The sequence below is a fragment of the Streptomyces sp. NRRL B-1140 genome (genome assembly GCF_001280065.1).
Classification (GTDB): Bacteria; Actinomycetota; Actinomycetes; order Streptomycetales; family Streptomycetaceae; genus Streptomyces.
Genome location: NZ_LGEA01000001.1, coordinates 144,544 through 168,943 on the forward strand (window position 1 = coordinate 144,544; position 24,400 = coordinate 168,943).

25 protein-coding genes are annotated in these 24,400 nt (G+C 71.3%); 17 read left to right on the forward strand and 8 right to left on the reverse strand.

Features of this window, described 5'->3' with window-relative positions; translation table 11 throughout:
• Positions 1–61 precede the first annotated feature (61 nt).
• The 14 genes from ADK65_RS00640 (at position 62) to ADK65_RS00705 (ending at position 13,002) form a co-directional block, all read left to right on the forward strand.
• Positions 62–1,339, forward strand: coding sequence for a GAF domain-containing protein (locus tag ADK65_RS00640; protein ID WP_053667760.1), 1,278 nt, complete (start codon positions 62–64; stop codon positions 1,337–1,339).
• A 173-nt stretch (positions 1,340–1,512) separates the two neighbouring features.
• Complete coding sequence (locus ADK65_RS00645; protein WP_053667761.1) at positions 1,513–2,823, forward strand: hypothetical protein; 1,311 nt, start codon at positions 1,513–1,515, stop codon at positions 2,821–2,823.
• Between the two features lie 63 nt (positions 2,824–2,886).
• Entirely contained in the window at positions 2,887–3,459 is a 573-nt protein-coding gene (locus tag ADK65_RS00650; RefSeq protein WP_053667762.1) for a GNAT family N-acetyltransferase, read from the forward strand.
• A gap of 126 nt (positions 3,460–3,585) precedes the next feature.
• Positions 3,586–3,669, forward strand: a complete 84-nt coding sequence (locus ADK65_RS39710; RefSeq protein WP_311241247.1) for a putative leader peptide — start codon at positions 3,586–3,588, stop codon at positions 3,667–3,669.
• 129 nt (positions 3,670–3,798) lie between these two features.
• Positions 3,799–5,496, forward strand: coding sequence for a nitrite/sulfite reductase (locus tag ADK65_RS00655; protein ID WP_053667763.1), 1,698 nt, complete (start codon positions 3,799–3,801; stop codon positions 5,494–5,496).
• The gene (locus tag ADK65_RS39045; RefSeq protein WP_053667764.1) at positions 5,493–5,672 is read left to right on the forward strand and encodes a hypothetical protein; all 180 of its coding nucleotides are present in this window, start codon (positions 5,493–5,495) and stop codon (positions 5,670–5,672) included. Before ADK65_RS00655 ends, ADK65_RS39045 begins: the two co-directional genes overlap by 4 nt.
• Entirely contained in the window at positions 5,669–6,379 is a 711-nt protein-coding gene (locus tag ADK65_RS00665; RefSeq protein WP_053667765.1) for a phosphoadenylyl-sulfate reductase, read from the forward strand. Before ADK65_RS39045 ends, ADK65_RS00665 begins: the two co-directional genes overlap by 4 nt.
• 23 nt (positions 6,380–6,402) lie before the next feature.
• Complete coding sequence (gene cysC, locus ADK65_RS00670) at positions 6,403–6,939, forward strand: adenylyl-sulfate kinase (RefSeq protein WP_053667766.1); 537 nt, start codon at positions 6,403–6,405, stop codon at positions 6,937–6,939.
• A complete protein-coding gene (gene cysD / locus ADK65_RS00675; protein WP_053667767.1) occupies positions 6,936–7,874 on the forward strand; it encodes a sulfate adenylyltransferase subunit CysD in 939 nt (312 codons plus the stop codon). Before cysC ends, cysD begins: the two co-directional genes overlap by 4 nt.
• A gap of 2 nt (positions 7,875–7,876) precedes the next feature.
• Positions 7,877–9,211, forward strand: a complete 1,335-nt coding sequence (locus ADK65_RS00680; RefSeq protein WP_053667768.1) for a sulfate adenylyltransferase subunit 1 — start codon at positions 7,877–7,879, stop codon at positions 9,209–9,211.
• Positions 9,212–9,433: 222 nt separating this feature from the next.
• Complete coding sequence (locus tag ADK65_RS00690) at positions 9,434–10,537, forward strand: aliphatic sulfonate ABC transporter substrate-binding protein (RefSeq protein ID WP_053667769.1); 1,104 nt, start codon at positions 9,434–9,436, stop codon at positions 10,535–10,537.
• Positions 10,538–10,584: 47 nt separating this feature from the next.
• Positions 10,585–11,373, forward strand: a complete 789-nt coding sequence (locus tag ADK65_RS00695; RefSeq protein WP_053667770.1) for an ABC transporter ATP-binding protein — start codon at positions 10,585–10,587, stop codon at positions 11,371–11,373.
• The gene (locus ADK65_RS00700; protein ID WP_053667771.1) at positions 11,360–12,256 is read left to right on the forward strand and encodes an ABC transporter permease; all 897 of its coding nucleotides are present in this window, start codon (positions 11,360–11,362) and stop codon (positions 12,254–12,256) included. The genes ADK65_RS00695 and ADK65_RS00700 overlap by 14 nt, the downstream gene beginning before the upstream one ends.
• 5 nt (positions 12,257–12,261) lie before the next feature.
• Positions 12,262–13,002 carry a sirohydrochlorin chelatase gene (locus ADK65_RS00705; RefSeq protein WP_053667772.1) on the forward strand — a complete coding sequence of 247 codons (741 nt, stop codon included), beginning with the start codon at positions 12,262–12,264 and terminating at the stop codon, positions 13,000–13,002.
• Positions 13,003–13,036: 34 nt separating this feature from the next.
• Here ADK65_RS00705 and ADK65_RS00710 read toward each other — a convergent pair whose 3' ends face one another.
• A complete protein-coding gene (locus tag ADK65_RS00710) occupies positions 13,037–13,864 on the reverse strand; it encodes a GvpL/GvpF family gas vesicle protein (RefSeq protein ID WP_053667773.1) in 828 nt (275 codons plus the stop codon).
• Positions 13,865–14,016: 152 nt separating this feature from the next.
• Here ADK65_RS00710 and ADK65_RS00715 point away from each other — a divergent pair, with 152 nt between their 5' ends.
• Positions 14,017–14,874, forward strand: a complete 858-nt coding sequence (locus ADK65_RS00715; RefSeq protein ID WP_053667774.1) for a transglutaminase domain-containing protein — start codon at positions 14,017–14,019, stop codon at positions 14,872–14,874.
• Here ADK65_RS00715 and ADK65_RS00720 read toward each other — a convergent pair.
• Positions 14,855–15,229 carry a DUF4440 domain-containing protein gene (locus tag ADK65_RS00720; protein ID WP_053667775.1) on the reverse strand — a complete coding sequence of 125 codons (375 nt, stop codon included), beginning with the start codon at positions 15,227–15,229 and terminating at the stop codon, positions 14,855–14,857. The two genes, ADK65_RS00715 and ADK65_RS00720, sit on opposite strands and share 20 nt — an antisense overlap.
• Positions 15,222–15,770, reverse strand: a complete 549-nt coding sequence (locus ADK65_RS00725) for a DUF1697 domain-containing protein (protein WP_053667776.1) — start codon at positions 15,768–15,770, stop codon at positions 15,222–15,224. The genes ADK65_RS00720 and ADK65_RS00725 overlap by 8 nt, the downstream gene beginning before the upstream one ends.
• Before the next feature lie 339 nt (positions 15,771–16,109).
• Here ADK65_RS00725 and ADK65_RS00730 point away from each other — a divergent pair, with 339 nt between their 5' ends.
• On the forward strand, positions 16,110–18,374 hold the full coding sequence (locus ADK65_RS00730) for an MMPL family transporter (protein WP_053667777.1): 2,265 nt from the start codon (positions 16,110–16,112) through the stop codon (positions 18,372–18,374).
• Positions 18,375–18,434: 60 nt separating this feature from the next.
• On the opposite strand, the gene ADK65_RS00735 is transcribed toward ADK65_RS00730, so the two are convergent.
• The 3 genes from ADK65_RS00735 to ADK65_RS00745 form a co-directional block, all read right to left on the reverse strand.
• Positions 18,435–20,219: a caspase family protein gene (locus ADK65_RS00735; RefSeq protein WP_053667778.1), complete on the reverse strand. Its 1,785-nt coding sequence runs from the start codon at positions 20,217–20,219 to the stop codon at positions 18,435–18,437.
• Complete coding sequence (locus tag ADK65_RS00740; protein ID WP_053667779.1) at positions 20,216–20,632, reverse strand: hypothetical protein; 417 nt, start codon at positions 20,630–20,632, stop codon at positions 20,216–20,218. Before ADK65_RS00740 ends, ADK65_RS00735 begins: the two co-directional genes overlap by 4 nt.
• 160 nt (positions 20,633–20,792) lie before the next feature.
• Positions 20,793–21,110 (reverse strand): hypothetical protein, encoded by a 318-nt coding sequence (locus tag ADK65_RS00745; RefSeq protein ID WP_159038695.1) that lies wholly within the window; start codon positions 21,108–21,110, stop codon positions 20,793–20,795.
• A gap of 204 nt (positions 21,111–21,314) precedes the next feature.
• On the opposite strand from ADK65_RS00745, the gene ADK65_RS00750 reads away from it, so the two are divergent.
• Positions 21,315–22,265: a zinc metalloprotease gene (locus tag ADK65_RS00750; protein WP_053667781.1), complete on the forward strand. Its 951-nt coding sequence runs from the start codon at positions 21,315–21,317 to the stop codon at positions 22,263–22,265.
• Between the two features lie 67 nt (positions 22,266–22,332).
• Here ADK65_RS00750 and ADK65_RS00755 read toward each other — a convergent pair whose 3' ends face one another.
• Together ADK65_RS00755 and ADK65_RS00760 are read right to left on the reverse strand one after the other, a co-directional pair.
• A complete protein-coding gene (locus tag ADK65_RS00755) occupies positions 22,333–23,727 on the reverse strand; it encodes an MFS transporter (protein WP_053667782.1) in 1,395 nt (464 codons plus the stop codon).
• On the reverse strand, positions 23,724–24,347 hold the full coding sequence (locus tag ADK65_RS00760) for a TetR/AcrR family transcriptional regulator (RefSeq protein ID WP_053667783.1): 624 nt from the start codon (positions 24,345–24,347) through the stop codon (positions 23,724–23,726). Before ADK65_RS00760 ends, ADK65_RS00755 begins: the two co-directional genes overlap by 4 nt.
• Positions 24,348–24,400: the final 53 nt, after the last annotated feature.

Consider the following 24,400-nt stretch of genomic DNA (forward strand, 5'->3'; position numbering starts at 1 on the left):
CCGCCCGGGTAGGCGGCACTATGAGACGGACAGTCAGAAGCGACTCCGGGGGCGCACGCGCATGGACGTCACGCACTTGGCCGCCGTCGACAGCGCACGCGCGGCCCGGGTCCTCAGCGAGGTCCGCGCCGCGCGGCTGGCCGGGCAGCCCGCTCCGGTGCCACCGCGGCCGGTGATCGAGCGGTCCTGGGAGCGGATGCTGCGCGGCGGCATCGATCCGGACCACGGCGTGCGGGCGGACCCGCTGTCCCGTGAGGAGGTGCAGCGGCGGCGCGAGACGTCGGTATTGCGCCATGTGCTGCCGGTGCTGCGGGAGGGCCTGCTGGCGGCCGCGGACGTCGCCCACCACATCATGGTGGTGGCCGACGAGGACGGCCGGGTGCTGTGGCGCGAGGGCAGCCCTCCGGTGCTGCGCAAGGCGGACGGGCTCGGCTTCGAACCGGGTGCGGACTGGCGTGAGGACGTCGTCGGCACGAACGGCGTGGGCACCCCGGCCGTGGTGCGCCGGCCCGTGCAGGTCTTCGCCTCGGAGCACTTCGTGCGCTCCCAGGCCGGCTGGACCTGCGCGGGCGCTCCTGTGACGGATCCGCGGGACGGCCGGCTGCTCGGCGTGGTGGACGTGAGCGGGCCGCTGGAGACGATGCATCCGGCCACGCTCGCCTGGGTCGGTTCGGTGGCCAAACTGGCCGAGGCCCGGCTACGGGAGATGCACACGGAGTCGCTGGAGCGGCTGCGCGCGGTGGCGGCGCCGGTGCTGGCCCGGCTCGGCGGCCGTGCCCTGGTCGTGGACCCGGACGGCTGGACCGCCGCGGTCAGCGGAATGCCGTACGTGCGGCGCGTGGCCCTGCCGAAGTCGTTGTCGGCGGGCCCGGTACGGCTGCCGGCGCTCGGGCCGTGCACGGTGGAGCCGCTGGCCGGGGGCTGGCTGGTGCGGGCGGCCGCCGACGAGCCGGTGCCCCACGGCCCGGCGAGGATCGTGCTGGACCTCAGCCAGGCGCGGCGCTGGTCGGTGGAGGTGCGCGGCGGGGCCGGCTCGTGGGTCCGGGAACTGAGTCCCCGGCACGCGGAGTTGCTGTATCTCCTCGCCGTCCACCGCTCCGGCCGCAGCGCCTCGGGGCTGGCCGGGGACGTGTTCGGGGACCCGGCCCGCACGGTGACGGTGCGGGCCGAGATGTCGCGGGTGCGGCGGTATCTGGGGGCGTTCCTGGAGCACCGGCCGTACCGGTTCGCCGAGGAGGCCGAGGTCGAGGTGCTGCTCCCCGCCGATCCACGGGATCTGCTGCCGCACTCGACCGCACCGGCGGTGAGCGGGCGTCGCGGGGCAGCGGCGGCGCCCTGAGGTTCACTGCGCGTGCCGTACCAGGCGCCCCGAGGAGTGCATCTTTCGCATATTTGCGGGGTCTTCGTCCGCGCGCCGCTCACCTGCCGTAGCATCCCTCTACGGACCACCCCACCTGCTCCTCCGCCAACGTGCGGATCACCAGGCGCAGTTGGTCCGTCTGGGAGGACGTTATGAAGCATCGCGGCAGACACCGGCGGCGCAGGCGGGGCAGGGCGCTGCGCGCGACCCTGGCCGGGACGGCCCTCGCGCTCACCGCCGCCGCCACCCTGATCAGCGCCTCGCAGGCCACCGTCGCAGACGCCCCCGGGGCTCTCAGGCCGGTCGCCGCGTCCGGCGGGGCCGGGCAGCCGCACCTGGCCGAGCACCGGGTGCCCGGGCGGTGGCTGGACCGGCTCGCGTCGAAGATGGGCCGGCCGGTCGGCGTCGGCACGGTGCTGGAGGGCGCGGACCTGCCGCTGCGGGACGCGGCCGGCTGCCCGGCCGCGGACAAGCGCAGCCTGCCGGTGGAACCGGCGGCCACCCGTGCGTACTGCTTCGGCGGCTCCGACACCCGGGGCTGGCGGGCCGGCGCGGTCACGACCTCCGGCGACGCGGACGACGACGGCCGCTGGGGCGGGAACCGCGTGATCCTCTCCGGCTGGACCCGGGGCACCGAGGGCGGCTCCCTGGACGGCCCGGCCCCCGGGCAGGGCCTGGCCAAGGTCGCCTTCGTCGACGCGAACGACCCCGGCGCGCCGCGTTACACGTGGGCCCTGCTGGCCGTCCCGGTGGACGGCGGGCGGGACTACCGGGGGCTGGTCTCCGCCCTGTCCGGCATGGTCTGGTACCAGGACAAGCTGCTGGTGACGACCCGCGAGGGCGGCCGGGACGCGCTGTACGTGTACGACCTGGACCGCATCCAGCGCGCCACCGTCGAGTCCGACGCGGTCGGCCGGGTGCGGGGCGGCTGGTCGGCGCACGGCTACCGGTTCGTGCTGCCGGCCGTCGGCTCGTACACCCTGCCCGGCGGGGGTGGCGCATCCCGCCCGGCCACCGTCTCCCTGGACCGCAGCACCTCTCCCGACAGTCTCGTCGCGAGCGAGTGGGTGCCGGCGGACGGCGACCGGCGCACCCGGCTGTGGCGCTACGCGCTGAGCCGGGACCCGGACCGCTCCGGCCTGCTCGCCACCGACTCCTCGGGGCGGGCGGCCCCGACCGAGGAGTACGAGACGAAGGCGGCCGACGTGCGGGGGGTGCTGGCGTACCGCTCGGGCTGGTACCTGGACCGCGCGGCGGGCAGTCCGGGCGGGCACGGGACGCTGTGGCGCCAGGACACCGAGGGCGCCCGGGCTGCGGAGTGCGGCACGGACGAGACACGCAACTGCTGGAGCGGCGGATCGGGCTCCCTGTCCTACTGGGAGGAGACCGGCGAGGTCTGGTCCCAGTCGGGGCGGATGCTGTTCGCGGTGCCGCTGACGTCGGTCGACCGGGCATCGCGCTGACCGCCGTCCACCAAGCGGGCGACCGATCGACAGACGACTAGGTCTGATGATTTTCTGACCCGTATGACCACCATCGCCGTGACCACCTGGTCCCTGGAGCAGACCGCCCCCACCGACCTGCTGCCGGCCGGCGCGCCGGACGGGGACGTCCGGGTCGTCCGCTCCGAGGTGCCCTCGCCCGAGTTCAGCCGGTTCCTGTACGCGTCGGTGGGCGGCGACATCCACTGGACGGACCGGCTCGGCTGGCCGTACGCACGGTGGGTGGAGCACCTTCAGCGGCCCGGCGTGGAGACGTGGGTGGCGTACGACCGGGGCACGCCCGCGGGATTCGTGGAGCTTCAGGCGCAGGACGACGCGGTCGTGGAGATCGTCTACTTCGGGCTGCTCCCCGCCTTCCGCGGCCGGCGCATCGGCGGGCACCTGCTGTCGTACGGGGCGGCCCGGGCCTGGGACCTCGCGGACCGCTGGGCGGGACTGACACCGACCAAGCGGGTCTGGCTGCACACCTGCAGCAAGGACGGCGAGCACGCGATGGACAACTACCAGCGGCGGGGCTTCAAGCTGTTCGACACCAAGGTCGAGGAGGAGGCGGAGGCCGCCGCTCCGGGACCGTGGCCTGGGGCGTTCCCCGTCTGACCTGGACGGACACGCCGGAGACGCCCGATGTGACCAACGACACCCTTGTCTTGCTCTGCGAGACAAGGGTGTCCGCATTTTGGATAAAGCTGGACTGTGTCCAGATAGCCGTGACACGCTTCCGTCATGTCTGGAACTGGAATTGCCTTGGTGAGTCGGCGGCACGTCGACCTCGGCCGCATGTCCAGCGCCATCTGTCCGGCGCACTGAGCGTACTCAGCCCGCGCCCGGCATCTTTCTTTCCAGCCTCACTCCTGCGCAATGACGCGCCCCATGCCCATGCGCCCGCATGCGCAGGTCAGAGCCGCATTTTCGCCTGTCCCGAAGGACGTATCAACCATGGCCGCCACCCCGCAGAAGCCTGCCGCCGCGACTCCCCGCCGCAAGGTGAGCCGTCACCGCGGTGAGGGTCAGTGGGCCGTGGGGCACCACACCCCACTGAACGGCAACGAGCAGTTCAAGAAGGACGACGACGGTCTCAATGTGCGGACACGCATTGAGACGATCTACTCCAAGCGGGGCTTCGACTCGATCGACCCCAACGACCTGCGCGGCCGCATGCGCTGGTGGGGTCTGTACACCCAGCGCAGGCCCGGCATCGACGGGGGCAAGACGGCCGTCCTGGAGCCGGAGGAGCTGGACGACGAGTACTTCATGCTGCGCGTCCGGATCGACGGCGGTGCGCTGACCACGCGACAGCTTCGGGTCATCGGCGAGATCTCGCAGGAGTTCGCGCGCGGCACCGCCGACATCACGGACCGGCAGAACGTCCAGTACCACTGGATCCGGATCGAGGACGTGCCCGAGATCTGGAACCGGCTGGAGGGCGTCGGCCTGTCGACGGTCACCGCCTGCGGCGACACCCCGCGTGTGATGATCGGCTCGCCGGTGGCGGGCATCGCCGAGGACGAGATCATCGACGCCACCCCGGCGCTGGAGGAGATGAAGCGCCGGGTCCTGAACAACCCTGCGTACTCGAACCTCCCCCGGAAATTCAAGACGGCCATCTCGGGTTCGCCCCTGCTGGACGTGGTGCACGAGATCAACGACGTCGCGTTCGTCGGCGTCGAGCACCCCGAGCACGGCCCCGGCTTCGACGTGTGGGTCGGCGGCGGCCTGTCCACCAACCCCAAGCTGGGCGTGCGCCTCGGCACCTGGGTCTCGATCGACGACGTCCCGGACGTGTACGAGGGCGTCATCTCGATCTTCCGCGACTACGGCTACCGCCGGCTGCGCACCCGCGCCCGTCTGAAGTTCCTCGTCGCCGACTGGGGCGCGGAGAAGTTCCGGCAGGTCCTGGAGGACGAGTACCTGAAGCGCAAGCTGACCGACGGCCCGGCCCCCGAGCAGCCGTCGCAGCAGTGGCGCGACCACATCGGTGTGCACCGGCAGAAGGACGGCCGGTTCTACGTCGGCTTCGCCCCGCGCGTGGGACGCGTCGACGGCGCGACGATCACGAAGATCGCCGACCTCGCCGAGGCCCACGGCTCGGGCCGGGTGCGGACCACCGTCGAGCAGAAGATGATCGTCCTCGACGTCGAGGAGAACCAGGTCGAGTCGCTCGTCGAGGCCCTGGAGGCGCTCGACCTGACCGCCCGGCCCTCCACGTTCCGGCGCGGCACCATGGCCTGCACCGGCATCGAGTTCTGCAAGCTCGCCATCGTCGAGACCAAGCAGCGCGGCGCGCAGCTGATCGACGAACTGGAGCGCCGCCTGCCGGACTTCGACGAGCCGCTCACCATCAACCTCAACGGCTGCCCGAACGCCTGCGCCCGTATCCAGGTGGCGGACATCGGTCTCAAGGGCCAGCTCATGCTCGACGACCAGGGCGAGCAGGTCGAGGGCTACCAGGTGCACCTGGGCGGGGCACTGGGCCTGGAAGCCGGCTTCGGCCGCAAGGTGCGCGGCCTGAAGGTCACCTCCGACGAGCTGCCGGACTACATCGAGCGCGTCCTGAAGCGGTTCCAGGCCGAGCGCGAGGACGGCGAGCGGTTCGCCACCTGGGCGGCGCGGGCCGGCGAGGAGGCCCTGTCGTGAGCGAGCGGATGGCCCCGTTCTACTGCCCCTACTGCGGGGACGAGGACCTGCGCCCCAGCGAGGAGGGGCACGGCGCGTGGGAATGCGCGGCGTGCAGTCGAGCCTTTCAGCTGAAGTTCCTCGGGCTGCTGGCCCAGGGGCTGAAGCGATCCGATTCCGGAGGGGCACAGATATGACGACCGTTCAGGACGAGCGCACCGCCGAGGATTTGAAGAAGCTCGCCGAGCAGGCGGGCCGCGACCTGGAGGACGCTTCCGCGCTGGAGATCCTCACGTGGGCGGCCGAGACGTTCGGCAAGCGCTTCTGCGTGACCTCGTCGATGGAGGACGCGGTGGTCGCCCACCTCGCCTCGCGCGCCATGCCCGGCGTCGACGTGGTCTTCCTCGACACCGGCTACCACTTCGAGGAGACCATCGGCACCCGTGACGCGGTCGACGCCGTGATGGACGTCAACGTCATCACGCTCACCCCGCGCCAGACGGTCGCCGAGCAGGACGCCGAGTACGGCCCGAAGCTGCACGACCGCAACCCCGACCTGTGCTGCAAGCTGCGCAAGGTGCAGCCGCTGGAAGAGGGCCTGAAGGACTACCAGGCCTGGGCGACCGGTCTGCGCCGCGACGAGTCCCCGACCCGGGCGAACACCCCGGTGGTCGGCTGGGACGAGAAGCGGCAGAAGGTCAAGATCTCCCCCATCGCCCGCTGGACCCAGGACGACGTGGACTCCTACGTCACCGAACACGGCGTGCTCACCAACCCGCTGCTGATGGACGGCTACGCCTCCGTCGGCTGCGCCCCCTGCACCCGCCGGGTCCTTCAGGGCGAGGACGCCCGGGCCGGCCGCTGGGCGGGCCGCAGCAAGACCGAGTGCGGGCTGCACGGATGACGACGACGATTCAGGAGAGTGACGTGACGACCGGAGCCACCGTCTGGCTCACGGGTCTGCCGAGCGCCGGCAAGACCACGATCGCCCACGAACTGGCCGGCCGCCTGCGCGAGGAGGGCCACCGGGTCGAGGTGCTCGACGGCGACGAGATCCGCGAGTTCCTCTCGGCGGGCCTCGGCTTCGGCCGCGAGGACCGGCACACCAACGTGCAGCGCATCGGCTTCGTCGCCGAGCTACTCGCCCGCAACGGCGTGCTGGCCCTCGTCCCGGTCATCGCGCCGTACCAGGACAGCCGCGAGGCGGTGCGCAAGCGCCACCAGGCGAACGGCACCTCCTACGTCGAGGTGCACGTGGCCACGCCGGTCGAGGTGTGCAGCGAGCGTGACGTGAAGGGTCTCTACGCCAAGCAGGCCGCGGGCGAGCTCACCGGGCTCACCGGGGTCGACGACCCGTACGAGGCGCCCGAGACGCCCGACCTGCGCATCGAGTCGCAGAACCAGACCGTGCAGGAGTCCGCGGCGTCCGTGTACGCCCTGCTCAGCGAAAGGGGACTGGCATGACGACGACCGTCGCCACCGTTTCCGAGGGAACCGAAAGCCCGTACGCGCTCTCCCACCTCGACGCCCTCGAGTCCGAGGCGGTGCACATCTTCCGCGAGGTGGCGGGCGAGTTCGAGCGGCCGGTGATCCTCTTCTCCGGCGGCAAGGACTCCATCGTCATGCTGCACCTGGCGCTGAAGGCGTTCCGGCCGGCGGCTGTGCCCTTCTCGCTGCTGCACGTGGACACCGGGCACAACTTCCCGGAGGTCCTCGACTACCGCGACCGCACGGTCGAGAAGCACGGGCTGCGGCTGCACGTGGCCTCTGTGCAGGACTACATCGACCGCGGTGTCCTCAAGGAGCGTCCGGACGGCACCCGCAACCCGCTGCAGACGCTTCCGCTGACCGAGAAGATCCAGGCGGAGAAGTTCGACGCCGTCTTCGGTGGCGGCCGCCGCGACGAGGAGAAGGCCCGGGCCAAGGAGCGGGTGTTCTCGCTGCGCGACGAGTTCTCCCAGTGGGACCCGCGCCGGCAGCGCCCGGAGCTGTGGAACCTGTACAACGGCCGGCACGCGCCCGGCGAGCACGTCCGCGTCTTCCCGCTGTCCAACTGGACCGAGCTGGACGTCTGGCAGTACATCGCCCGCGAGGGCATCGAACTGCCGCAGATCTACTACGCGCACGAGCGCGAGGTGTTCTCCCGCAGCGGCATGTGGCTGACCGCCGGCGAGTGGGGCGGGCCGAAGGACGGCGAGACCGTCGAGAAGCGCCTGGTCCGCTACCGGACCGTGGGTGACATGTCCTGCACCGGCGCGGTGGACTCCGACGCCGACACCATCGAGAAGGTGATCGTCGAGATCGCCGCCTCCCGGCTCACCGAGCGCGGCGCCACCCGCGCCGACGACAAGATGTCCGAGGCCGCGATGGAAGACCGCAAGCGCGAGGGGTACTTCTAGAGATGAGCACCATCACCACCGAGGAACTCGCGGAGACCACCCTGCTGCGGTTCGCCACCGCGGGCTCCGTCGACGACGGCAAGTCCACCCTGGTCGGGCGGCTGCTGCACGACTCCAAGTCGGTGCTCACCGACCAGCTGGAGGCCGTGGAGCGCGTCTCCGCGAGCCGGGGCCAGGAGGCGCCGGACCTCGCGCTGCTCACCGACGGCCTGCGGGCCGAGCGGGAGCAGGGCATCACCATCGACGTGGCCTACCGCTACTTCGCCACGCCCCTGCGGCGGTTCATCCTCGCCGACACCCCCGGCCATGTGCAGTACACGCGGAACATGGTCACCGGCGCCTCCACCGCGGAGCTGACGGTGATCCTGGTCGACGCCCGCAACGGCGTGGTCGAGCAGACCCGCCGGCACGCCGCCATCGCCGCGCTGCTGCGCGTGCCGCACGTGGTTCTCGCCGTCAACAAGATGGACCTGGTCGGCTACGAGGAGAAGGTGTTCGCCGCCATCGCCGAGGAGTTCACGGCGTACGCGACCGAGCTGGGCGTCCCCGAGGTCACCGCGATCCCGATCTCGGCGCTCGTCGGCGACAACGTGGTGGAGCCGTCCGCGAACATGGACTGGTACGGCGGCCCGACCGTGCTGGAGCACCTGGAGACGGTCCCGGTCAGCCACGACCTCAGCCACTGCCACGCCCGGCTGCCCGTGCAGTACGTGATCCGTCCCCAGGGTTCGGAACACCCGGACTACCGGGGCTACGCCGGTCAGATCGCGGCCGGTTCCTTCCGCGTCGGCGAGTCCGTCACGGTACTGCCGTCGGGCCGCGCCTCGAAGATCTCCGGCATCGATCTCCTGGGCGAGCCGGTCGACGTGGCCTGGACGACGCAGTCGGTGACCCTCCTGCTGGAGGACGACATCGACATCTCGCGCGGCGACCTGATCGTGCCGAGCAAGGACGCGCCCGCGACCACGCAGGACATCGAGGCGACGGTCTGCCATGTCGCCGACGCCCCGCTGACGGTCGGGCACCGGGTGCTGCTCAAGCACGGCACCCGCACGGTCAAGGCGATCGTCAAGGACATCCCGTCCCGTCTCACGCTCGACGACCTGTCCCTGCACCCGCACCCGGGACAGCTCGTCGCCAACGACATCGGCCGGGTGAAGGTCCGTACCGCCGAGCCGCTGCCGGTCGACTCCTACGCCGACTCGCGCCGCACCGGCTCGTTCATCCTGATCGACCCGAACGACGGCCAGACCCTCACCGCCGGCATGGTCGGCGAGTCCTTCGCGGCCCCCGAGCCGGTCAAGGACGAGTCCGAGGACGACGGGTGGGACTTCTGACATGACCTCCCCCGACTTCTACTCCACGTTCGCGAAGGAGGGCGGCCGCGTCGGCAGCGGTGCTCTCGGCAGCGGGCAGGGCGGAGTGGCGCGATGTGTGCGCTGACGTACGCGCACTGCCTGCGCGCCCTCACCCCCCACCGCCGTAGACGAAAACCTGCCGACCTCCCGGCCACGACCTGAAAGACCGTGACCGCCGGGCCTCCGAGAGGACCACCTCCCGTGCCTGCTTCATCCACTCTGCGCCGCGGTTTCGCGGTCGTCGCCGCACTTCCCCTGCTCACTCTGGCCGCCTGCGGCTACGGCTCCGAGGCCAAGGACGACGGCGCCGCCAAGGTCGCCGCCGGGGCCAAGAAGATCGAGGGTCTCGACACCGTCAAGATCGGCTACTTCGGCAACCTGACCCACGGCACCGCGCTGGTGGGCATGCAGAAGGGCATCTTCCAGAAGGCTCTCGGCGCCACCAAGGTCGAGCCGGCCATCTTCAACGCCGGCCCCTCGGAGATCGAGGCCCTCAACTCCAAGTCCATCGACATCGGCTGGATCGGCCCCTCCCCCGCGATCAACGGCTACACCAAGTCCGCGGGCAAGAACCTGCGCATCATCGGCGGTTCGGCGTCCGGCGGGGTGAAGCTGGTCGTCAACCCGGACAAGATCAAGTCGCTGAAGGACGTCAAGGGCAAGCGGATCGCCACCCCGCAGCTCGGCAACACGCAGGACGTGGCCTTCCTCAACTGGGCCGCGGAGCAGGGCTGGAAGGTCGACCCGCAGAGCGGCAAGGGTGACGTCACGGTCGTCCGCAGCGACAACAAGGTCACCCCGGACGCCTTCAAGTCCGGTTCGATCGACGGCGGCTGGGTGCCGGAGCCGACCGCCTCGAAGCTGGTCGCCGAGGGCGGCAAGGTGCTGCTCGACGAGTCGACGCTGTGGCCGGACAAGAAGTTCGTGATCACGAACATCATCGTGCGGCAGGACTTCCTCAAGGAGCACCCTAAGGTCGTGGAGGCCGTGCTCAAGGGCTCGGTCGAGACCAACAAGTGGATCAACTCCAACCCGGACGAGGCGAAGGCGGCGGCGAACAAGCTGCTGGAGCAGGAAACCGGCAAGGCGCTGCCGGCCGACGTGCTGGACCCGGCGTGGAAGTCGATCCGGTTCACCGACGACCCGCTGGCCTCCACCCTCAACACCGAGGCGGAGCACGCGGTGAAGGCGGGGCTGCTGCAGAAGCCGGACCTGAAGGGCATCTACGACCTGGCGCCGCTGAACAAGGTCCTGAAGGCCGAGGGCGAGCCCGCGGTCGACGACGCCGGTCTCGGCGTGAAGTAAGCCCGGTCCGAAGCCGCATTGTGAAGAGTTCCCAGGAGGTGACGACCATGGCCACGACCCTCACCAAGGCCGCCGACGGCACCGAGTCGGCCACGCACGCCGCCCGGATCGAGCACGTGTCGAAGTCGTATCCGGGCCCCGCCGGACAGCAGCTCGTCCTGGACGACATCACCCTCGATGTCGCGCCCGGAGAGTTCGTCACCCTCCTGGGGGCCTCGGGCTGCGGCAAGTCCACGCTGCTCAACCTGGTGGCGGGCCTGGACCGCCCCAGCGCCGGCGAGATCACCACGGACGGCCGTCCGGCGCTGATGTTCCAGGAGCACGCGCTGTTCCCGTGGCTGACCGCGGGCAAGAACATCGAACTCGCCCTGAAGCTGCGGGGCGTGCCGAAGGCCGAGCGCCGGGAGCGGGCCGAGGAACTGCTCGAACTGGTCCGGCTGAAGGGCGCCCACGGCAAGCGGGTGCACGAGCTGTCGGGCGGTATGCGCCAGCGTGTGGCGCTGGCGCGTGCGCTCGCGCAGGAGAGCAAGCTGCTGCTGATGGACGAGCCGTTCGCGGCGCTGGACGCCATCACGCGGGATGTACTGCACGACGAGCTGACCCGCATCTGGCGCGAGACGCAGGTGTCCGTCCTGTTCGTCACGCACAACGTGCGCGAGGCGGTGCGCCTCGCGCAGCGGGTGGTGCTGCTGTCGTCCCGCCCCGGGCGGATCGCGCGGGAGTGGACGGTCGGCATCCCGCATCCGCGCCGCATCGAGGACACCGCCGTGGCGGAGCTGTCCGTCGAGATCACCGAAGAACTGCGTGGGGAGATCCGCCGTCATGGCCAGCACTGATTCGACGACCGTCGCCAAGGACGGCAACGATCTCGCCGGTCTCGAGGCGGGCCTCGACGCGCTGGAGACGCGGCAGACGAGCCGGGTCCCGTTCCGGCAGACCTTCACCCAGAAGATCCTGCCGCCCGTCCTCGCCGTGGCGCTGGTGCTGGCGGTCTGGCAGGCGCTCGTCTCCTTCAAGGTCGTCGACGACCCGACCAAGCTGCCCGCGCCGTCCGCGGTGTGGGACGTCGTGCAGACGGCGTGGCTCCAGGGCGAGTTGCTCGGCTACATCTGGACCAGCGTCTCGCGCGGTCTGCTCGGGTTCCTCCTCGCCCTGGTGATCGGCACACCGCTGGGCCTGATCGTGGCCCGGGTGAAGTTCATCCGTGCGGCGATCGGCCCGATCCTGTCGGGCCTGCAGTCCCTGCCGTCGGTCGCCTGGGTGCCGCCGGCGGTGATCTGGCTGGGCCTGAACAACTCGATGATGTACGCGGTGATCCTGCTCGGCGCGGTCCCCTCGATCGCCAACGGCCTGGTGTCGGGCGTCGACCAGGTGCCGCCGCTGTTCCTGCGCGCGGGCCGCACGCTCGGCGCCACGGGTCTGAAGGGCACCTGGCACATCGTCCTGCCCGCGGCACTGCCCGGCTACGTGGCGGGTCTGAAGCAGGGGTGGGCCTTCTCCTGGCGCTCCCTGATGGCCGCCGAGATCATCGCGTCCTTCCCCGACCTCGGCGTGGGCCTGGGCCAGCTGCTGGAGAACGGCCGCAACGCCAGCGACATGGCCATGGTGTTCGAGGCGATCCTGCTGATCCTGATCGTCGGCATCGCCATCGACCTGCTGATCTTCAGCCCGCTGGAGCGGTGGGTGCTGCGCAGCCGCGGCCTGCTGGTCAAGAGCTGAGTCCCATGACCGACAAGCCCGTCCTCCTCGTCATCGCCCACGGCAGCCGCGACCCGCGGCACGCCGCGACGGTGCACGCCCTGGTACGCCGGGTGCGCGCGACGCGCCCCGACGTACGGGTGGAGACGGGCTTTTTGGACTTCAACGTCCCCTCGGTGCAGGGGGTCCTGGAATCCCTGGCGGTGCAGGGTGTGCGCGACGTCGTCGCCCTGCCCCTCCTGCTCACCCGGGCGTTCCACGCGAAGGCGGACATCCCCGCGGTCCTCGCGGACGCGCCCCCGCACTTGCGCATCCACCAGGCGGACGTCCTCGGTCCCTCTCCCCTGCTCCTGGCAGCGCTGGAACGGCGCCTGTACGAGGCGGGCCTGACGCCCGCCGACAAGTCCTCGACCGGGGTCGTCCTGGCCTCGGCGGGGTCCACCGACCCGGAGGCGATCGCAGTGATCGCAGACATCGCGCGGGAGTGGCGGCACACCGGTTGGTGCGCCGTGCGGCCTGCGTTCGCCTCCGCATCCCTTCCGCGCACGGAGGACGCCGTCCGCGAACTGCGCGCCCTCGGCTGCTCCCGCGTCGCCGTCGCCCCGTACGTCCTGGCCCCCGGCTTCCTCCCGGACCGTATCGCCCGGGGCGCGGCGGAGGCGGACGTCCTGGCGGACGTCCTGGGCCCGGCGCCGGAGGTGGCACGGGTGGTGCTGGAGCGTTACGAGGCGGCCAGGATGCCGCTGCCCGCGGCTGCGAGCGCCTGACGCCGGCCGGCCCCCCTGCCAACCCCATAGCCGCTCAGGCCGCCGGTTCCTCGTACGGTTCCGGTTGCAGGGCGAAGGAGTACGGGGCCCAGGGACCGCTGATCTCCACGCGGAGGCCTGGAATGCCTTCGGCGGTCGCGAGGATGCCCGTGCGGAAGGCGTGGACGCGGTCGGCCGGGACGAGGTAGGCGTCGTTGCCGATGTTGGTGCCGGGGGCCGAGCCCGCCAGGCTGCCGCGTTCGGGGGTGTGGGTGACGCGGTCGACGGCGAGGGCGACGGCGGTGTCGGTGAGGCGGGCGGCGGCCTGGGTGACCGTCCGCCAGGCCTCGTCGTTGCGGCGCTGTCTGCGGCGGCGGATGACCTGGTAGGCGCGGCCGACTCCGAGGGCCGTGATCGGGTCCGGTGCGGTGTCGGCGTCGGCTTCGGGTGGGGTGATGTCCGGGGAGGCGTAGGTCTTGACGCCGAGTTCGACATGGCCCGTGAGCCGGTCGAGCAGGGAGAGGAAGTAGCCGCGCCGGGTGTCCAGGGCCTGGCGGGCGCGGTCCTCGTCGCGGTAGACGGTGGCGAGGCGCAGGGGCAGTACGGCGGCACCGGAGGCGACCAGGGCGGCCACCACGGCGTGGTGGGAGCGGACCGTGGACTCCAGCCAGTCCACGTCGTGGAGGTGGGTCTGGAGGGGGACGTCGTCGTAGTCGGCGGGCGGTACGTGGCCGACGGCGAAGGCGAGCTGCGGGCCGGTGACCGCCGGGGTGATGAGGTGGATGGGTTCTCCGGCCACACCGCGCAGATGGGGCGTGGTAGCCGCGGCCTCGGGGGTGCGGCGCAGGACCGCGTAGGCGTAGACGAGGTTCGTGTCGCTCATGACTGCGGGCTCCTGTCGGTGGCCGTGCGATTCCTCTCGCGAGACTCCGTGCTCGTGCCGTCCGTCCCTAGGTACGCAGAGGGTGGCGGCGGTGTTCAGGTGAACGGCCGGCGGGTTGACCTTGCCCCAGGGGCAGGGCCGAGGGTCCCGGCATGAACGAGGACTTCTTCTCGCGGCAGACGCCGTACAGCGATCCCGGGGATCTCGACACGAGCGGCCTGCCCCGCGAGCCACGCCGACTGGCCGCGCTGGTCAGGGGCCTGATCATCCACCGGTACGAGGGCGGGCGATTCGGGTACGACGTGCCCGGGGAGCGACTGTGCCACGACGCCGAGTCCCGGTACGTCACGGAGATCCTGCGGATCCTGCGGGAGCGCGGGCGCACCCCCCTCACCGAACAGCGGGCGCCCGGCGGGAGGTTCGTGGGGACCTGCCGGGACTTCTCGCTCCTGCTGTGCTCGCTGCTGCGGGCCACGGGAACGCCGGCACGTCTGCGGTGCGGTTTCGCCACCTACTTCGGCGACGGCTGGTACGAGGACCACTGGGCCACCGAGTACCGCGCGCCGGACGGCGGCCTGCGGCTGGCCGACGCGCAGGTCCACAGCGGGTACGACGTGCCGTTCGATCCGATGGACGTGCCGCGGGACGCCTTCGTGGTGGCCGGGGACGTCTGGCGGGCCTGCCGCGAGGGGCGGGTGGATCCGCGGACGTGCGGCCTCGGCTCGGTCGAGGGGCTGCGTGGCCTGTGGTTCGTACGGGGCAACGTCCTGCGCGACCTGGCCGCGCTGAACGGTGTGGAACTGCTCCCCTGGGACGCCTGGGGGCCGGGGCTCCGCAAGGGCGCGCCGCTCACCGAGGACGATCTCGCGGCGGCCGACGCGGTCGCCGCGGCCCGCTCCGAGGACGACTGGCCGCGGCTCTTCGCGGACCCGCGGCTGACCGTGCCGGCCGTGATCACGTCGTACGCGCCGTATCTGGGGGAGCGCCGGATCACGTTGCCCGTTCGCTGAACGGGGTCGCCTGGTGGAACCAGAGCAGCCAGCGGCCCTCCGTGCGCCGCCACAGCGAACTGCGGTGTGCGCGGCTGCCGTCGTACTCCGTGTCGTACGTGAGGTGCACCAGGTCCGGGGCGAGCTGGACGCCTCTGAGGGCGCTGACCTGGACGGGGCGGCCTCCCGGCTCGGTGGTGGCGGCCAGGGACGCGATGATGCCGGCGCGGGTCCAGTGCCGGCCGGAAGCGCCGAACTCGTGGAAGTCGGGGTGGAGCAGTGCCGCGACCCGCTCGGGCGAGCGGCGCACCTTCGGAGTGAGCAGGGCGAGTTCGCCCTCCATCGCGGACTCGACGGCGGGGTTGTGCTCAGACACCCGTCATCTCCACCAGCTTGACGACGGTGTTCCAGTTGCGGGTCGTGGCGATCACGCCCTTGGTGATGCGCGGCCTGGACAGGTGCTCGGCCAGCTTGGAGCGGCCCAGGCCGTTCGGGGCGTACAGGTACAGGGCCCGGTCGCCGAGACGGAACTCCTCGGGGAGGTAGGCGTCCTGGTCGATCTCCGCGAAGCGGTCGGGGGTGACGGGTGCGGAGAAGTAGGTGACGTGGAGCTGTTTGGGCTCCAAGTCGGCGGCGGGGAAGGGGCAGGCGCCGGCGATCGCCTCGAGGTAGGCGTGGTCGCGCACGATCACGTCGACGCCGAACCCGAAGCGCTTGTCGAGGGCCTGCGCGATCTCGGCAGCCAGCGACTCCTCGTCGCCGTGTCCGGAGGAGAACACGGCCTGGCCGCTCTGCAGATGGGTGCGGACGTCGTCGTGGCCGAGGTCCGTCAGGAGCGTGCGCAGGTCGGCCATGGGGACCTTCCGGCTGCCGCCCACGTTGATGCCGCGCAGCAGGGCCGCGTATGTCGTCGTCATCCGCTCAGGTTAAAGGGGCCGTCGTGCCCCGTGGGGGTGGGCACGACGGCCGCTGCGGGCAGCTGCCCGGCCCCGTAAATTACTCACCGGTCGTTGCGGGGCACAACCGTCTGCTCAGGATCCACACACCCGAGGAGCCCGGCCTGTCCGTCGATAGGTGTAAGGGACCGCAGTCTCCGGGGGTCCTCCCCAGTGGGGAGAAGCTCGCTCCACAGGGATGAGTTCCGGCCCCGTCACTTCACCGGGCAGCACGACGAGATGGTTTTATCCGGCCCATACCTTCGAAACGAAAGGGGGCGGCAGGGGGCCGCCGCCGCATCACGAGGGGGCAAGCCGGTCATGGGGAACGGAGACATACGGGTGCGGGGCTTCGCCGCCCGGGCCGGCGGGTGGAGCGCCCGGCACCGATGGGCCGCCGTCGGTATCTGGGTACTGTTCGTCGTCCTGGCGATGGGGCTCGGTTCGGCCGCGGGCCGGGTCGACGTCAAGGACAGCGACCAGCTGAAGGGTGAGACGCACACCGCCGCGCGGATCATCGAGGACGCCGGGATCGACGAGCCGGCCGGTGAGACGGTGCTGATCCAGGCCAAGGGCGGTGAGCTGAAGGCGACGGACGGCGAGTTCCGCGACGCCGTCGACGCCGTCGTACGGGCTGTCGAGGGGACCGGCCGGGTCACCGAGGTGACCTCGCCGTACGACACGAAGACGATCTCCAAGGACGGCCGCAGCGCGCTCGTGCAGTTCGACGTGCGCGGCGAGGCGGACACCGCCGGCGAGCGGATCGAACCGGTGCTGAAGGCCGTCGAGGGCGTCCAGCGGGACCACGAGTCGCTGCGGATCGAGGAGATCGGCGGCGCCAGCATGATGAAGACGTTCGGCGACGCGTACGGCGAGGACTTCAAGAAGGCCGAGTACTCCGCGGTACCGGTGGCGTTCGGCATCCTGCTGATCGCGTTCGGCGCGCTCGTCGCCGCGCTGCTGCCGATGGTGCTGGCGATCACCGCGATCATGGCGACGATGGGTCTGATGGGTGTCGTCAGCCACGTCATGCCGATGAGTGAGACCGCCAACTCCGTGATGCTGCTGGTCGGCATGGCGGTCGGTGTCGACTACTGCCTGTTCTACCTGCGCCGGGAGCGCGAGGAGCGGGAGGCCGGCCGGGACGCGCAGACGGCCCTGAGGATCGCCGCCGCGACCAGTGGCCGGGCGATCGTGGTCTCGGGTGTCACGGTGTGCGTGGCCATGGCGGGCATGCTGTTCACGGGACTCGCCGAGTTCGAGGCGATGGGCCTGGCCTCGCTGATGGTGGTGGCCGTGGCGATGGTGGGGTCCGTGACCGTGCTGCCCGCGCTGCTGTCCCTGCTGGGCGGGCGCGTCGAGAAGGGCCGCATCCCGTTCCTGCGGCGGCGCGAGCGGGGCGGCAGCGGTGAGGGTGGCGGTCAGGACAGCCGGTTCTGGACGGCCGTGCTGCGGCGCGTCCTCGCCAAGCCGGTGGTCGCCGTCGTCGTGGCGGCCGGTGCGCTGCTCGCCATCACGGCTCCCGCGCTCGGCATGAAGACGCAACAGCTCACCCTGGACCAGGAGTTCGGTGACTCACTGCCCATCGTGCAGACGTACAACCGGCTCAACGACGCCTTCCCGGGGGGTTCCGAGCCGGCCGAGGTGGTCGTCAAGGCGCGCGACATCAACGCACCGGAGGTGAAGTCCGCGCTCGCCGGCTTCCGTGACCGGGCGATCAGTTCGGGTGCCTCACGCGGCCCGGTGGAGATCAGGCTGCACGACGCGCAGAACGTCGCCTTCGTCTACGTCCCGCTCGTCGGCGGCTCCGACCTGGACAAGGCGGGTGCGAGCCTGGACAAGCTGCGCGACGAGGTGCGGCCGGCCACGCTGGGCAAGGTCGACGGGGTCCAGGCGCCCATCACCGGGCAGGTGGCCGGCTCGAAGGACTTCAACGACCAGTTGGCGGGCGCCGTCGTCCCGGTGTTCGCGTTCGTCGTGGTGTTCGCCTTCGCGCTGATGCTGCTGTCGTTCCGCTCCCTGACCATCGCGGTCACGTCGATCGTGCTGAACCTGCTGTCGGTGGGCGCCGCGTACGGCATCCTCGTCGCCGTCTTCCAGCACGGCTGGGGTGCGTCCCTGGTGGGCGCGGAGGGCGTCGGCGCGATCATCACCTGGCTGCCGCTGTTCCTCTTCGTGATCCTGTTCGGCCTGTCGATGGACTACCACGTGTTCGTCGTCTCCCGGATCCGTGAGGCGCGGCTGCGGGGTCTGGCGACGAAGGACGCGATCCGGCACGGCGTGGTCACCACGGCCGGGGTGGTCACCAGTGCCGCGGTCATCATGGTCGCCGTGTTCGCGATCTTCGGGACGCTGTCCATGCAGTCCATGAAGCAGATGGGCGTCGGTCTCGCGGCCGCGGTGCTGATCGACGCGACGATCATCCGGGGTGTGCTGCTGCCGGCCGTGATGGCGCTGCTCGGCGAGCGCAACTGGTATCTGCCGAAGTGGCTGCACCGGCTGCCGGACCTCACGCACGACGAGGCGCCGCGGGCGGTCGCCGAGCCTGCGGCGCGGGCCGGCGAGGGCGAACCCCTCAAGGTCTGATCGCCACCATGGCGGGGCGGGGCCCGTCGGTCGCCGGAGCGACGAACGGGCCCCCTCTGGTCACCACTGGCCGCTGCCCACCAGGTAGGCGACGCCCGCGAGGACGGCCAGGATCAGCGCGGGGATCGCCAGACCCTTCGCCACCGCGGTCAGGGTGTGCGTGCCGCTCACCGCCTGCCTCGTGTAGTGCTCCCGCCGTGCGTCCAGATCGTGCCGGGCGTACGCGCCGACGACCAGCGCCGCCGCGCCGGTGATCAGACACACGATGAGCGGTGTGAGCGCTCCTTGCTCGCGGATGTTGTCCTCGACGTTGCCGGCCTCCCCTGCGTCGGCCCGCGCGACGACGGCCACCACTCCCCTCTGCATGGTCATGAAGAGCAGGGCGAGCGAGGTGATGGCGAGGGCGAGGGCGGCACCGGCAAGGGTGGGTGCGCGCCGGGACGGGGTCGTCCGGTCCCTTCGCTCCTGCTCTTCAGTGATCTTGGGAGGCTCCTTGGGCGGGGGCGGAGGCGGGACGGTCGAGGGATCGACGACCACCGTGCGCCGCTTGTCCTGCGTTTGGGGCTCGTGTGGGCCGTCCCCGTCCGCCGGGACCACCTCCGCCTCGACGTGGATCACCGACTCGTCGGCCACGCCCTTGAGCATGAGGTCGCCGGCGAGGTGCCCCGGGGCAGCCGTGTCGACGTGGACCTCCAGACCGCTGCGGGCCGGATCGACCCGCAGCCACGGCTGTCCGGGCTGGACCACGCAGTGACGCGCCAGCGGCGGGCCGTGCAGGGCCACGGACTGCTTGGGAGGGTGCGAACCCCTCGGTACACGGCCGAAGTCCAGGTGGTCCGGGGACGGTGCGAGGCGGATCTCGCTCAAGGCGGCGGCCGCCTGATCGGCGAGCGGCTGGACTTCATTGTGGGCGACCTCGGCCAGTTGCTGACGCGCCCCTTCCGCCACGGCCAGTTCGGGACGCTGCAGTCGAGCGCACAACTCCGTGACGGCGCCCCGCCGGGTGAGGAAGTCGTCGCTGTTCAGGGCCGCCCGCACGGAGGGTGGCGAGGGGATGGCGACGATCTTGATGCCGCCACGCCGGCTGTGTGCCAGATGCAGCTCCCCTTGCAGCTCCGCCGCCTTCTTCGGTGTCTGATGGGGGTTCTGCTCCCGCACGTGCCGGTAGACGTACTCGTACAGGTCGTCCAGGGAGACGTTGCCGTCCCCGTCGAGGTCGGCCTCGCCGGTCTCCAGGCCTTCGACCACCGCGTGCGTGAACAGCGAAGGACGCGGAGCGGAGTTCTCGGTGAGTTCGCGGTCCTCGAAGGCGTACTCCATGGAGTCGGACGCGGTGATGACGGCCCAGCCCCGCCCACTGACCGGCTCGTCCTTCGCGAACGACTCGAGGACGTTGACCTCTCCCGAAGCGCGTACGGAGGCCGAGCCCCGGGAGAAGGCGCCGCCGTAGCAGCAGTCGAGGAACAGGACGCTGCGGCCCGCCCGGGTGGCGGCCAGGCAGCCACGGACGAACTGGGAGGCGACGGCGGTGGCGGCCAGCAGTGGGGGCTCGGTGTCGCTCGCGGCGAAGTACAGCTCCCCGGACTCGCTCTTGAGGCCGTGGCAGGAGAAGTGCAGCAGGAGCGTGTCGGAGCGGCGACGGTCGTTGAAGAAGCCCTGAACGCGCCTGCGCATGAGGTCGGCGGAGGCGTTGTGCACGACCTCCACTTCGAAGTCCCCGATCTGCGGGTCGTGCAGCACCCGCTCGAGTGCCGCGGCGTCCTGGGCGGGCGCCCTGAGCTTCTTGAGCCCCTGGTCGGCGTACCGGTCGTTGGCGATGATCAGCGCGTGTCTGGAATCCGTCATGGCTCGGCTCCAGCCGGGGAATGGCGCGCGACGAAGATCTCGAGCGCCTCGGCGACCTGGTCGTCGGTGGCCTCGGACACCTCCAGGACGTCCTCCCCCATCTGCAGGCGCAGCGACGGGCGGGTGTCGTGGCGACGGCCCATCCACGACCTGATCACGTTGGCCACCTGGTTCAGGGCGGTCGCCGAGCTGCCCAGGGTCACCAGCAGGGCACCGATCTGGGTGACGTCCACGGCCCGTGCTCCGGGCGGTGGCTCCCCGCCGGGGAGCCTCGTGACGTCGTCGACGTCGAGATCGAGCAGCTCCTCACGCAGACAGCCGGTCAGCTCCGCGACACGTTCGGCTTCCGCGTCCTCTTCGGTGAGGAGGATGTGCAGTTCGTTCTCCACCGGGTCACCCCCGTGTTCGTCCATGGGGCGGCGCGGAGTCGGAGTGTCGGTGGGCTCCACGTCATCGTCTACAGTCTCAGCTGCTCAGAGCAGGGCGGCAAGTCACCCGGCCCGTCATGCAATTGACGGCTCAACCGGTAGGTTTCTCGTTCAACTTGAGGTGGCTCAGGTGGACGGACGGGCGTTACACCAGCCGCCGCACCCGGAGCACCTGCTCGTCGCAGCGCACGATCTCCAGTTCCCGGTCCGGGCGGGCGCCTTCGAAGGTGAGCGCGAGGTGGGAGTCCGACACGAGCCGCCAGCGGCCGGGCACGGCACCGGGGGCGTCGCCGCGGCCCAGCGGGTGGTCGACGAGGGTGCCGTCGGGGGCGAACTCCATACCGCGGCGACCGCGCGCGGGCGGGAAGGGGAAGTCTTCCGGCCGGTAGACCCGTACGTCCTCGTGGTCCTCCTCGTAGGAGTGGAGCCACGAGCGGAACAGGCCCGGCGGGGGCTCTCGCATGACCCGCACCTCACTCACCCGACGTCATTCACATTGTCGCTTTTATGCCAAAGTGACTAGAATTATCAGTGTATGGGTTCGGAGGGAACGGGCAACCGACCGCTCCGCCCGACGTCGCCCGGCTCTCGCGACGCGTTCCGGACGCGCACTTCCGCAGCCGCGTGCGCGGCGCAGCACATCCCCGCTCTCCTCGAAGGGCACGCCATGTCCGATGCGCAGGCATTCCTCCGCGCCACCTCGCCCGACTACAGCCGCTGGTGCGGCGCCATGGAGGTGCACCGCAGACTCCTCACCCTCAACCCGGAGTACGCCGAGAACCGGGCCCTGATCGAGAACACCGCGTTCGCCTACGAGTCGATGGATCAGGTCACCGCCCGGCAGGGCCTGATCGACATCCCCGTGGTCGTGCATGTCGTGCACAGTCACCCCGAGCAGAACGTGAGCGACGAACAGATCCACAGTCAGATCGATGTGCTGAACCGCGATTTCCGTGCGGGCAATCCTGATGTGAGCAAGGTGCCCGCGGTCTGGCAGGACCTGGTGGCCGACGCGCGCCTGCAGTTCCACCTCGCCCGCACCGACCCCCTGGGCCGCCCCACGGACGGCATCACGCGCACCGAGAGCGCCGTCGACGACTGGGACACCGACGACCTGGTCAAGTTCAGCCTGAGCGGGGGCCAGGACGCCTGGCCCGCGGACATCTACCTGAACCTCTGGGTCTGCCAGTTGCGTCGCGGGCTGCTGGGCTACGCCCAGTTCCCGGGCGGTGCCGCCTCCACGGACGGCGTGGTCATCACCCACACCGCCCTCGGCACCACGGGCACCGCGACGGCCCCCTTCGACGGCGGTCGCACGGCCGTGCACGAGATCGGGCACTGGCTGAACCTGCGGCACATCTGGGGCGACGACGACGAGGGCTGCAGCGGCAGCGACTTCGTGGCGGACACCCCCAACCAGGGCGGGGCGAACGCCGGTTCCCCCGCCTTCCCCCATGTGACGTGCGGCAACGGACCGGATGGCGACATGTTCATGAACTACATGGACTACACCGACGACGCCGCGATGTTCATGTTCACCAAGGGCCAGGCGGCACGCATGGACGCCACGCTCGACAACGCCCGGCTGACGCTCACCCGGCAGGCCGTCGCGGTGTGACGACGGCCCTACGCCGAAAGCCGGCTTCAGGGCCTGTGGAACTGCCGGGCGGCAGCCCTCCCGCGTCTCATCGACGTGCAGGGGCCTCGGGCTCGCGCCCTGGTGGCCGTTCCGGCATGTCCGTCCTTCGGTTCCCTGGCAGCAGCGCCGCGGGGAGCAGGCCGAGGGCCGTGATCGCGGCAAGGACGAGCAGAGTGGGACCGGCGGAGGCGGCGGCGCCCACGCTGGTGGCGACGGCGATGCCGAGGGTCGGGCCGATGTTCGTCGCCGTCTGCTTGAGGCCGCCGACGGCTCCGGCGTACTCGGGCGGCGCATCGCCGACGACCGTTCCGGTGGCGGTGACCATGACGGCGGCGAACCCGGCGCCGATCAGAGCGGTGCAGAGGGCCCCCGCCGGCCCTGTCGCGCCGCTCGCGGACAACCGTGCGAACCCCGCGACACCGATCACGACCAGGAGCGTTCCGGTGACGGCTGTCGGTCGCGGTCCCCAGCGGCCCAGGGCGACGCTCGCCAGTGGCGACCCGAGCACCATCAGCACCGTGAGCGGCAGAACGCGGAGCCCGGTGGCGAGGGGATCCAGGCCCAGGACGTCCTGGAGGAGGAAGGCGGCGGTGAAAAGGCTGCCGAACAGGCCCGCGGTGGCGAGCAGAAGCAGCGCCATGGACGCCGTCACGGGAACCGACCGTGTCACGGCCGACGGCACGATCGGATGGGCGGCCCGGCGCTGGCTCACGGCGAACGCGGCCGCCAGGGCCGCCACGGCGGCCAGTCCGAGCAGCGTGGGCCCACTGGTCCAGCCGTGCGCCGGGACCCCCGCCAGGGCGTGGACGAGGAGTGCGAGGGCGCCCGCCAGCAGCACCGCGCCGGTGAGGTCGAGCGGTTGCCGGGCCTGGCGCTCGGGGGTGGGAAGGCGGACCGCGGACGCGAGCAGCACCGCGGCGAGCACGACCGGGACGTTGAGCCAGAACACGGCCCGCCATCCGAAGTGCGCCACGAGGACTCCCCCGAGCACCGGGCCGCTTCCGGCGGCCACCGCGATCGCGCCGGTCCGCACGGCGACGGCCCGGCGGAGCTCCCGTTCCGGGTAGGCGAGCCGCAGCACCGCCAGTGTCGCCGGCTGGAGCAGGGCGCCGAACAGACCCTGGACCACGCGCAGGGCGATCACCCAGCCGACCGAGGGCGCGAGGGCGATCCCGGCGGAGGCGGCTCCGAAGCCGAGCAGACCGATGCACAGCAGCCGCAGGTGCCCGTACCGGTCTCCCAGCCGGCCCGCGAGGACGAGCAGGGAGGCCACCGCGACGAGGTAGCCGGTACTGGTCCACTGGACCTGGACGGGATCGGCGGCGAGCGCGTGCTGCAGGCCGGGCTGGGCCAGAAGCAGGACGGTGCCGTCCAGCGTGACGATCATCGCCCCGGCCGCGCTGACGAGCAGCGGGACGGAGCGCCGCAGCCGCGCGGTCATGAGGCGGCCGGGCCGAGATGAGCGTCCAGCGCCGCCTCGACGATCCGGTCGGGACCGTCGTCGGGTTCCTCGCCCGCGCCGCCGCCGAGGGCCAGTTGCAGACTGCCCCACGACCACAGTTCGGCGATGCCGTGCAGATTCGACCACAGGGCGGCCGCGGTGACGGCCGCCGAGGACTGCGTGGGCTCTTCCCGGCACCGGGCGACGAGCGCGACGACCTGCTCGAACATCGGCCGCGTCGCCTCCCGCAGCCGGGGCCCGGCCGGAGCCCCGGCCTGCCCGTCGCTGTCGAGGAGGTCATGACGGAACATCAGCTCGAACATGCCACGCCGCTCGCGCGCGTAGGCGATGTACACCCGCGCCAGTGCCGCGAGCTGGGCACGCGGGTCGGTGGTTTCGCGCGTGGCCGCGACGGACCGGAAGCCCAGTTCCTCGAAGCCCCGGCGGGCGATGGCCGACAGCAGCGCCCGGTGCGTCGGGAAGTACCGCCGGGGCGCACCGTGCGACACACCCGCCCGGCGGGCGATCTCCCGCAGTCCCACCGAGCCGCTGCCCTCCGTCAGCACCAGCTCCACCCCGGCATCGACCAGCCGCTCCCGCAGCGTCCCCTCGGCATCCATGGGACAGTGTCTACCAGGAGACCGTAGACACTGCCTACGCCTTGTCGGCGGCG

Coding starts and splice junctions, on each gene's coding strand:
- ADK65_RS00640 (WP_053667760.1), top strand. CDS start 62: ATGGACGTCACGCACTTGGCCGCCGTCGACAGCGCACGCGCGGCCCGG.
- ADK65_RS00645 (WP_053667761.1), top strand. CDS start 1,513: ATGAAGCATCGCGGCAGACACCGGCGGCGCAGGCGGGGCAGGGCGCTG.
- ADK65_RS00650 (WP_053667762.1), top strand. CDS start 2,887: ATGACCACCATCGCCGTGACCACCTGGTCCCTGGAGCAGACCGCCCCC.
- ADK65_RS39710 (WP_311241247.1), top strand. CDS start 3,586: ATGTCTGGAACTGGAATTGCCTTGGTGAGTCGGCGGCACGTCGACCTC.
- ADK65_RS00655 (WP_053667763.1), top strand. CDS start 3,799: ATGGCCGCCACCCCGCAGAAGCCTGCCGCCGCGACTCCCCGCCGCAAG.
- ADK65_RS00665 (WP_053667765.1), top strand. CDS start 5,669: ATGACGACCGTTCAGGACGAGCGCACCGCCGAGGATTTGAAGAAGCTC.
- cysD (WP_053667767.1), top strand. CDS start 6,936: ATGACGACGACCGTCGCCACCGTTTCCGAGGGAACCGAAAGCCCGTAC.
- ADK65_RS00680 (WP_053667768.1), top strand. CDS start 7,877: ATGAGCACCATCACCACCGAGGAACTCGCGGAGACCACCCTGCTGCGG.
- ADK65_RS00695 (WP_053667770.1), top strand. CDS start 10,585: ATGGCCACGACCCTCACCAAGGCCGCCGACGGCACCGAGTCGGCCACG.
- ADK65_RS00700 (WP_053667771.1), top strand. CDS start 11,360: ATGGCCAGCACTGATTCGACGACCGTCGCCAAGGACGGCAACGATCTC.
- ADK65_RS00705 (WP_053667772.1), top strand. CDS start 12,262: ATGACCGACAAGCCCGTCCTCCTCGTCATCGCCCACGGCAGCCGCGAC.
- ADK65_RS00710 (WP_053667773.1), bottom strand. CDS start 13,864: ATGAGCGACACGAACCTCGTCTACGCCTACGCGGTCCTGCGCCGCACC.
- ADK65_RS00715 (WP_053667774.1), top strand. CDS start 14,017: ATGAACGAGGACTTCTTCTCGCGGCAGACGCCGTACAGCGATCCCGGG.
- ADK65_RS00725 (WP_053667776.1), bottom strand. CDS start 15,770: ATGACGACGACATACGCGGCCCTGCTGCGCGGCATCAACGTGGGCGGC.
- ADK65_RS00730 (WP_053667777.1), top strand. CDS start 16,110: ATGGGGAACGGAGACATACGGGTGCGGGGCTTCGCCGCCCGGGCCGGC.
- ADK65_RS00735 (WP_053667778.1), bottom strand. CDS start 20,219: ATGACGGATTCCAGACACGCGCTGATCATCGCCAACGACCGGTACGCC.
- ADK65_RS00740 (WP_053667779.1), bottom strand. CDS start 20,632: ATGGACGAACACGGGGGTGACCCGGTGGAGAACGAACTGCACATCCTC.
- ADK65_RS00745 (WP_159038695.1), bottom strand. CDS start 21,110: ATGCGAGAGCCCCCGCCGGGCCTGTTCCGCTCGTGGCTCCACTCCTAC.
- ADK65_RS00750 (WP_053667781.1), top strand. CDS start 21,315: ATGTCCGATGCGCAGGCATTCCTCCGCGCCACCTCGCCCGACTACAGC.
- ADK65_RS00755 (WP_053667782.1), bottom strand. CDS start 23,727: ATGACCGCGCGGCTGCGGCGCTCCGTCCCGCTGCTCGTCAGCGCGGCC.
- ADK65_RS00760 (WP_053667783.1), bottom strand. CDS start 24,347: ATGGATGCCGAGGGGACGCTGCGGGAGCGGCTGGTCGATGCCGGGGTG.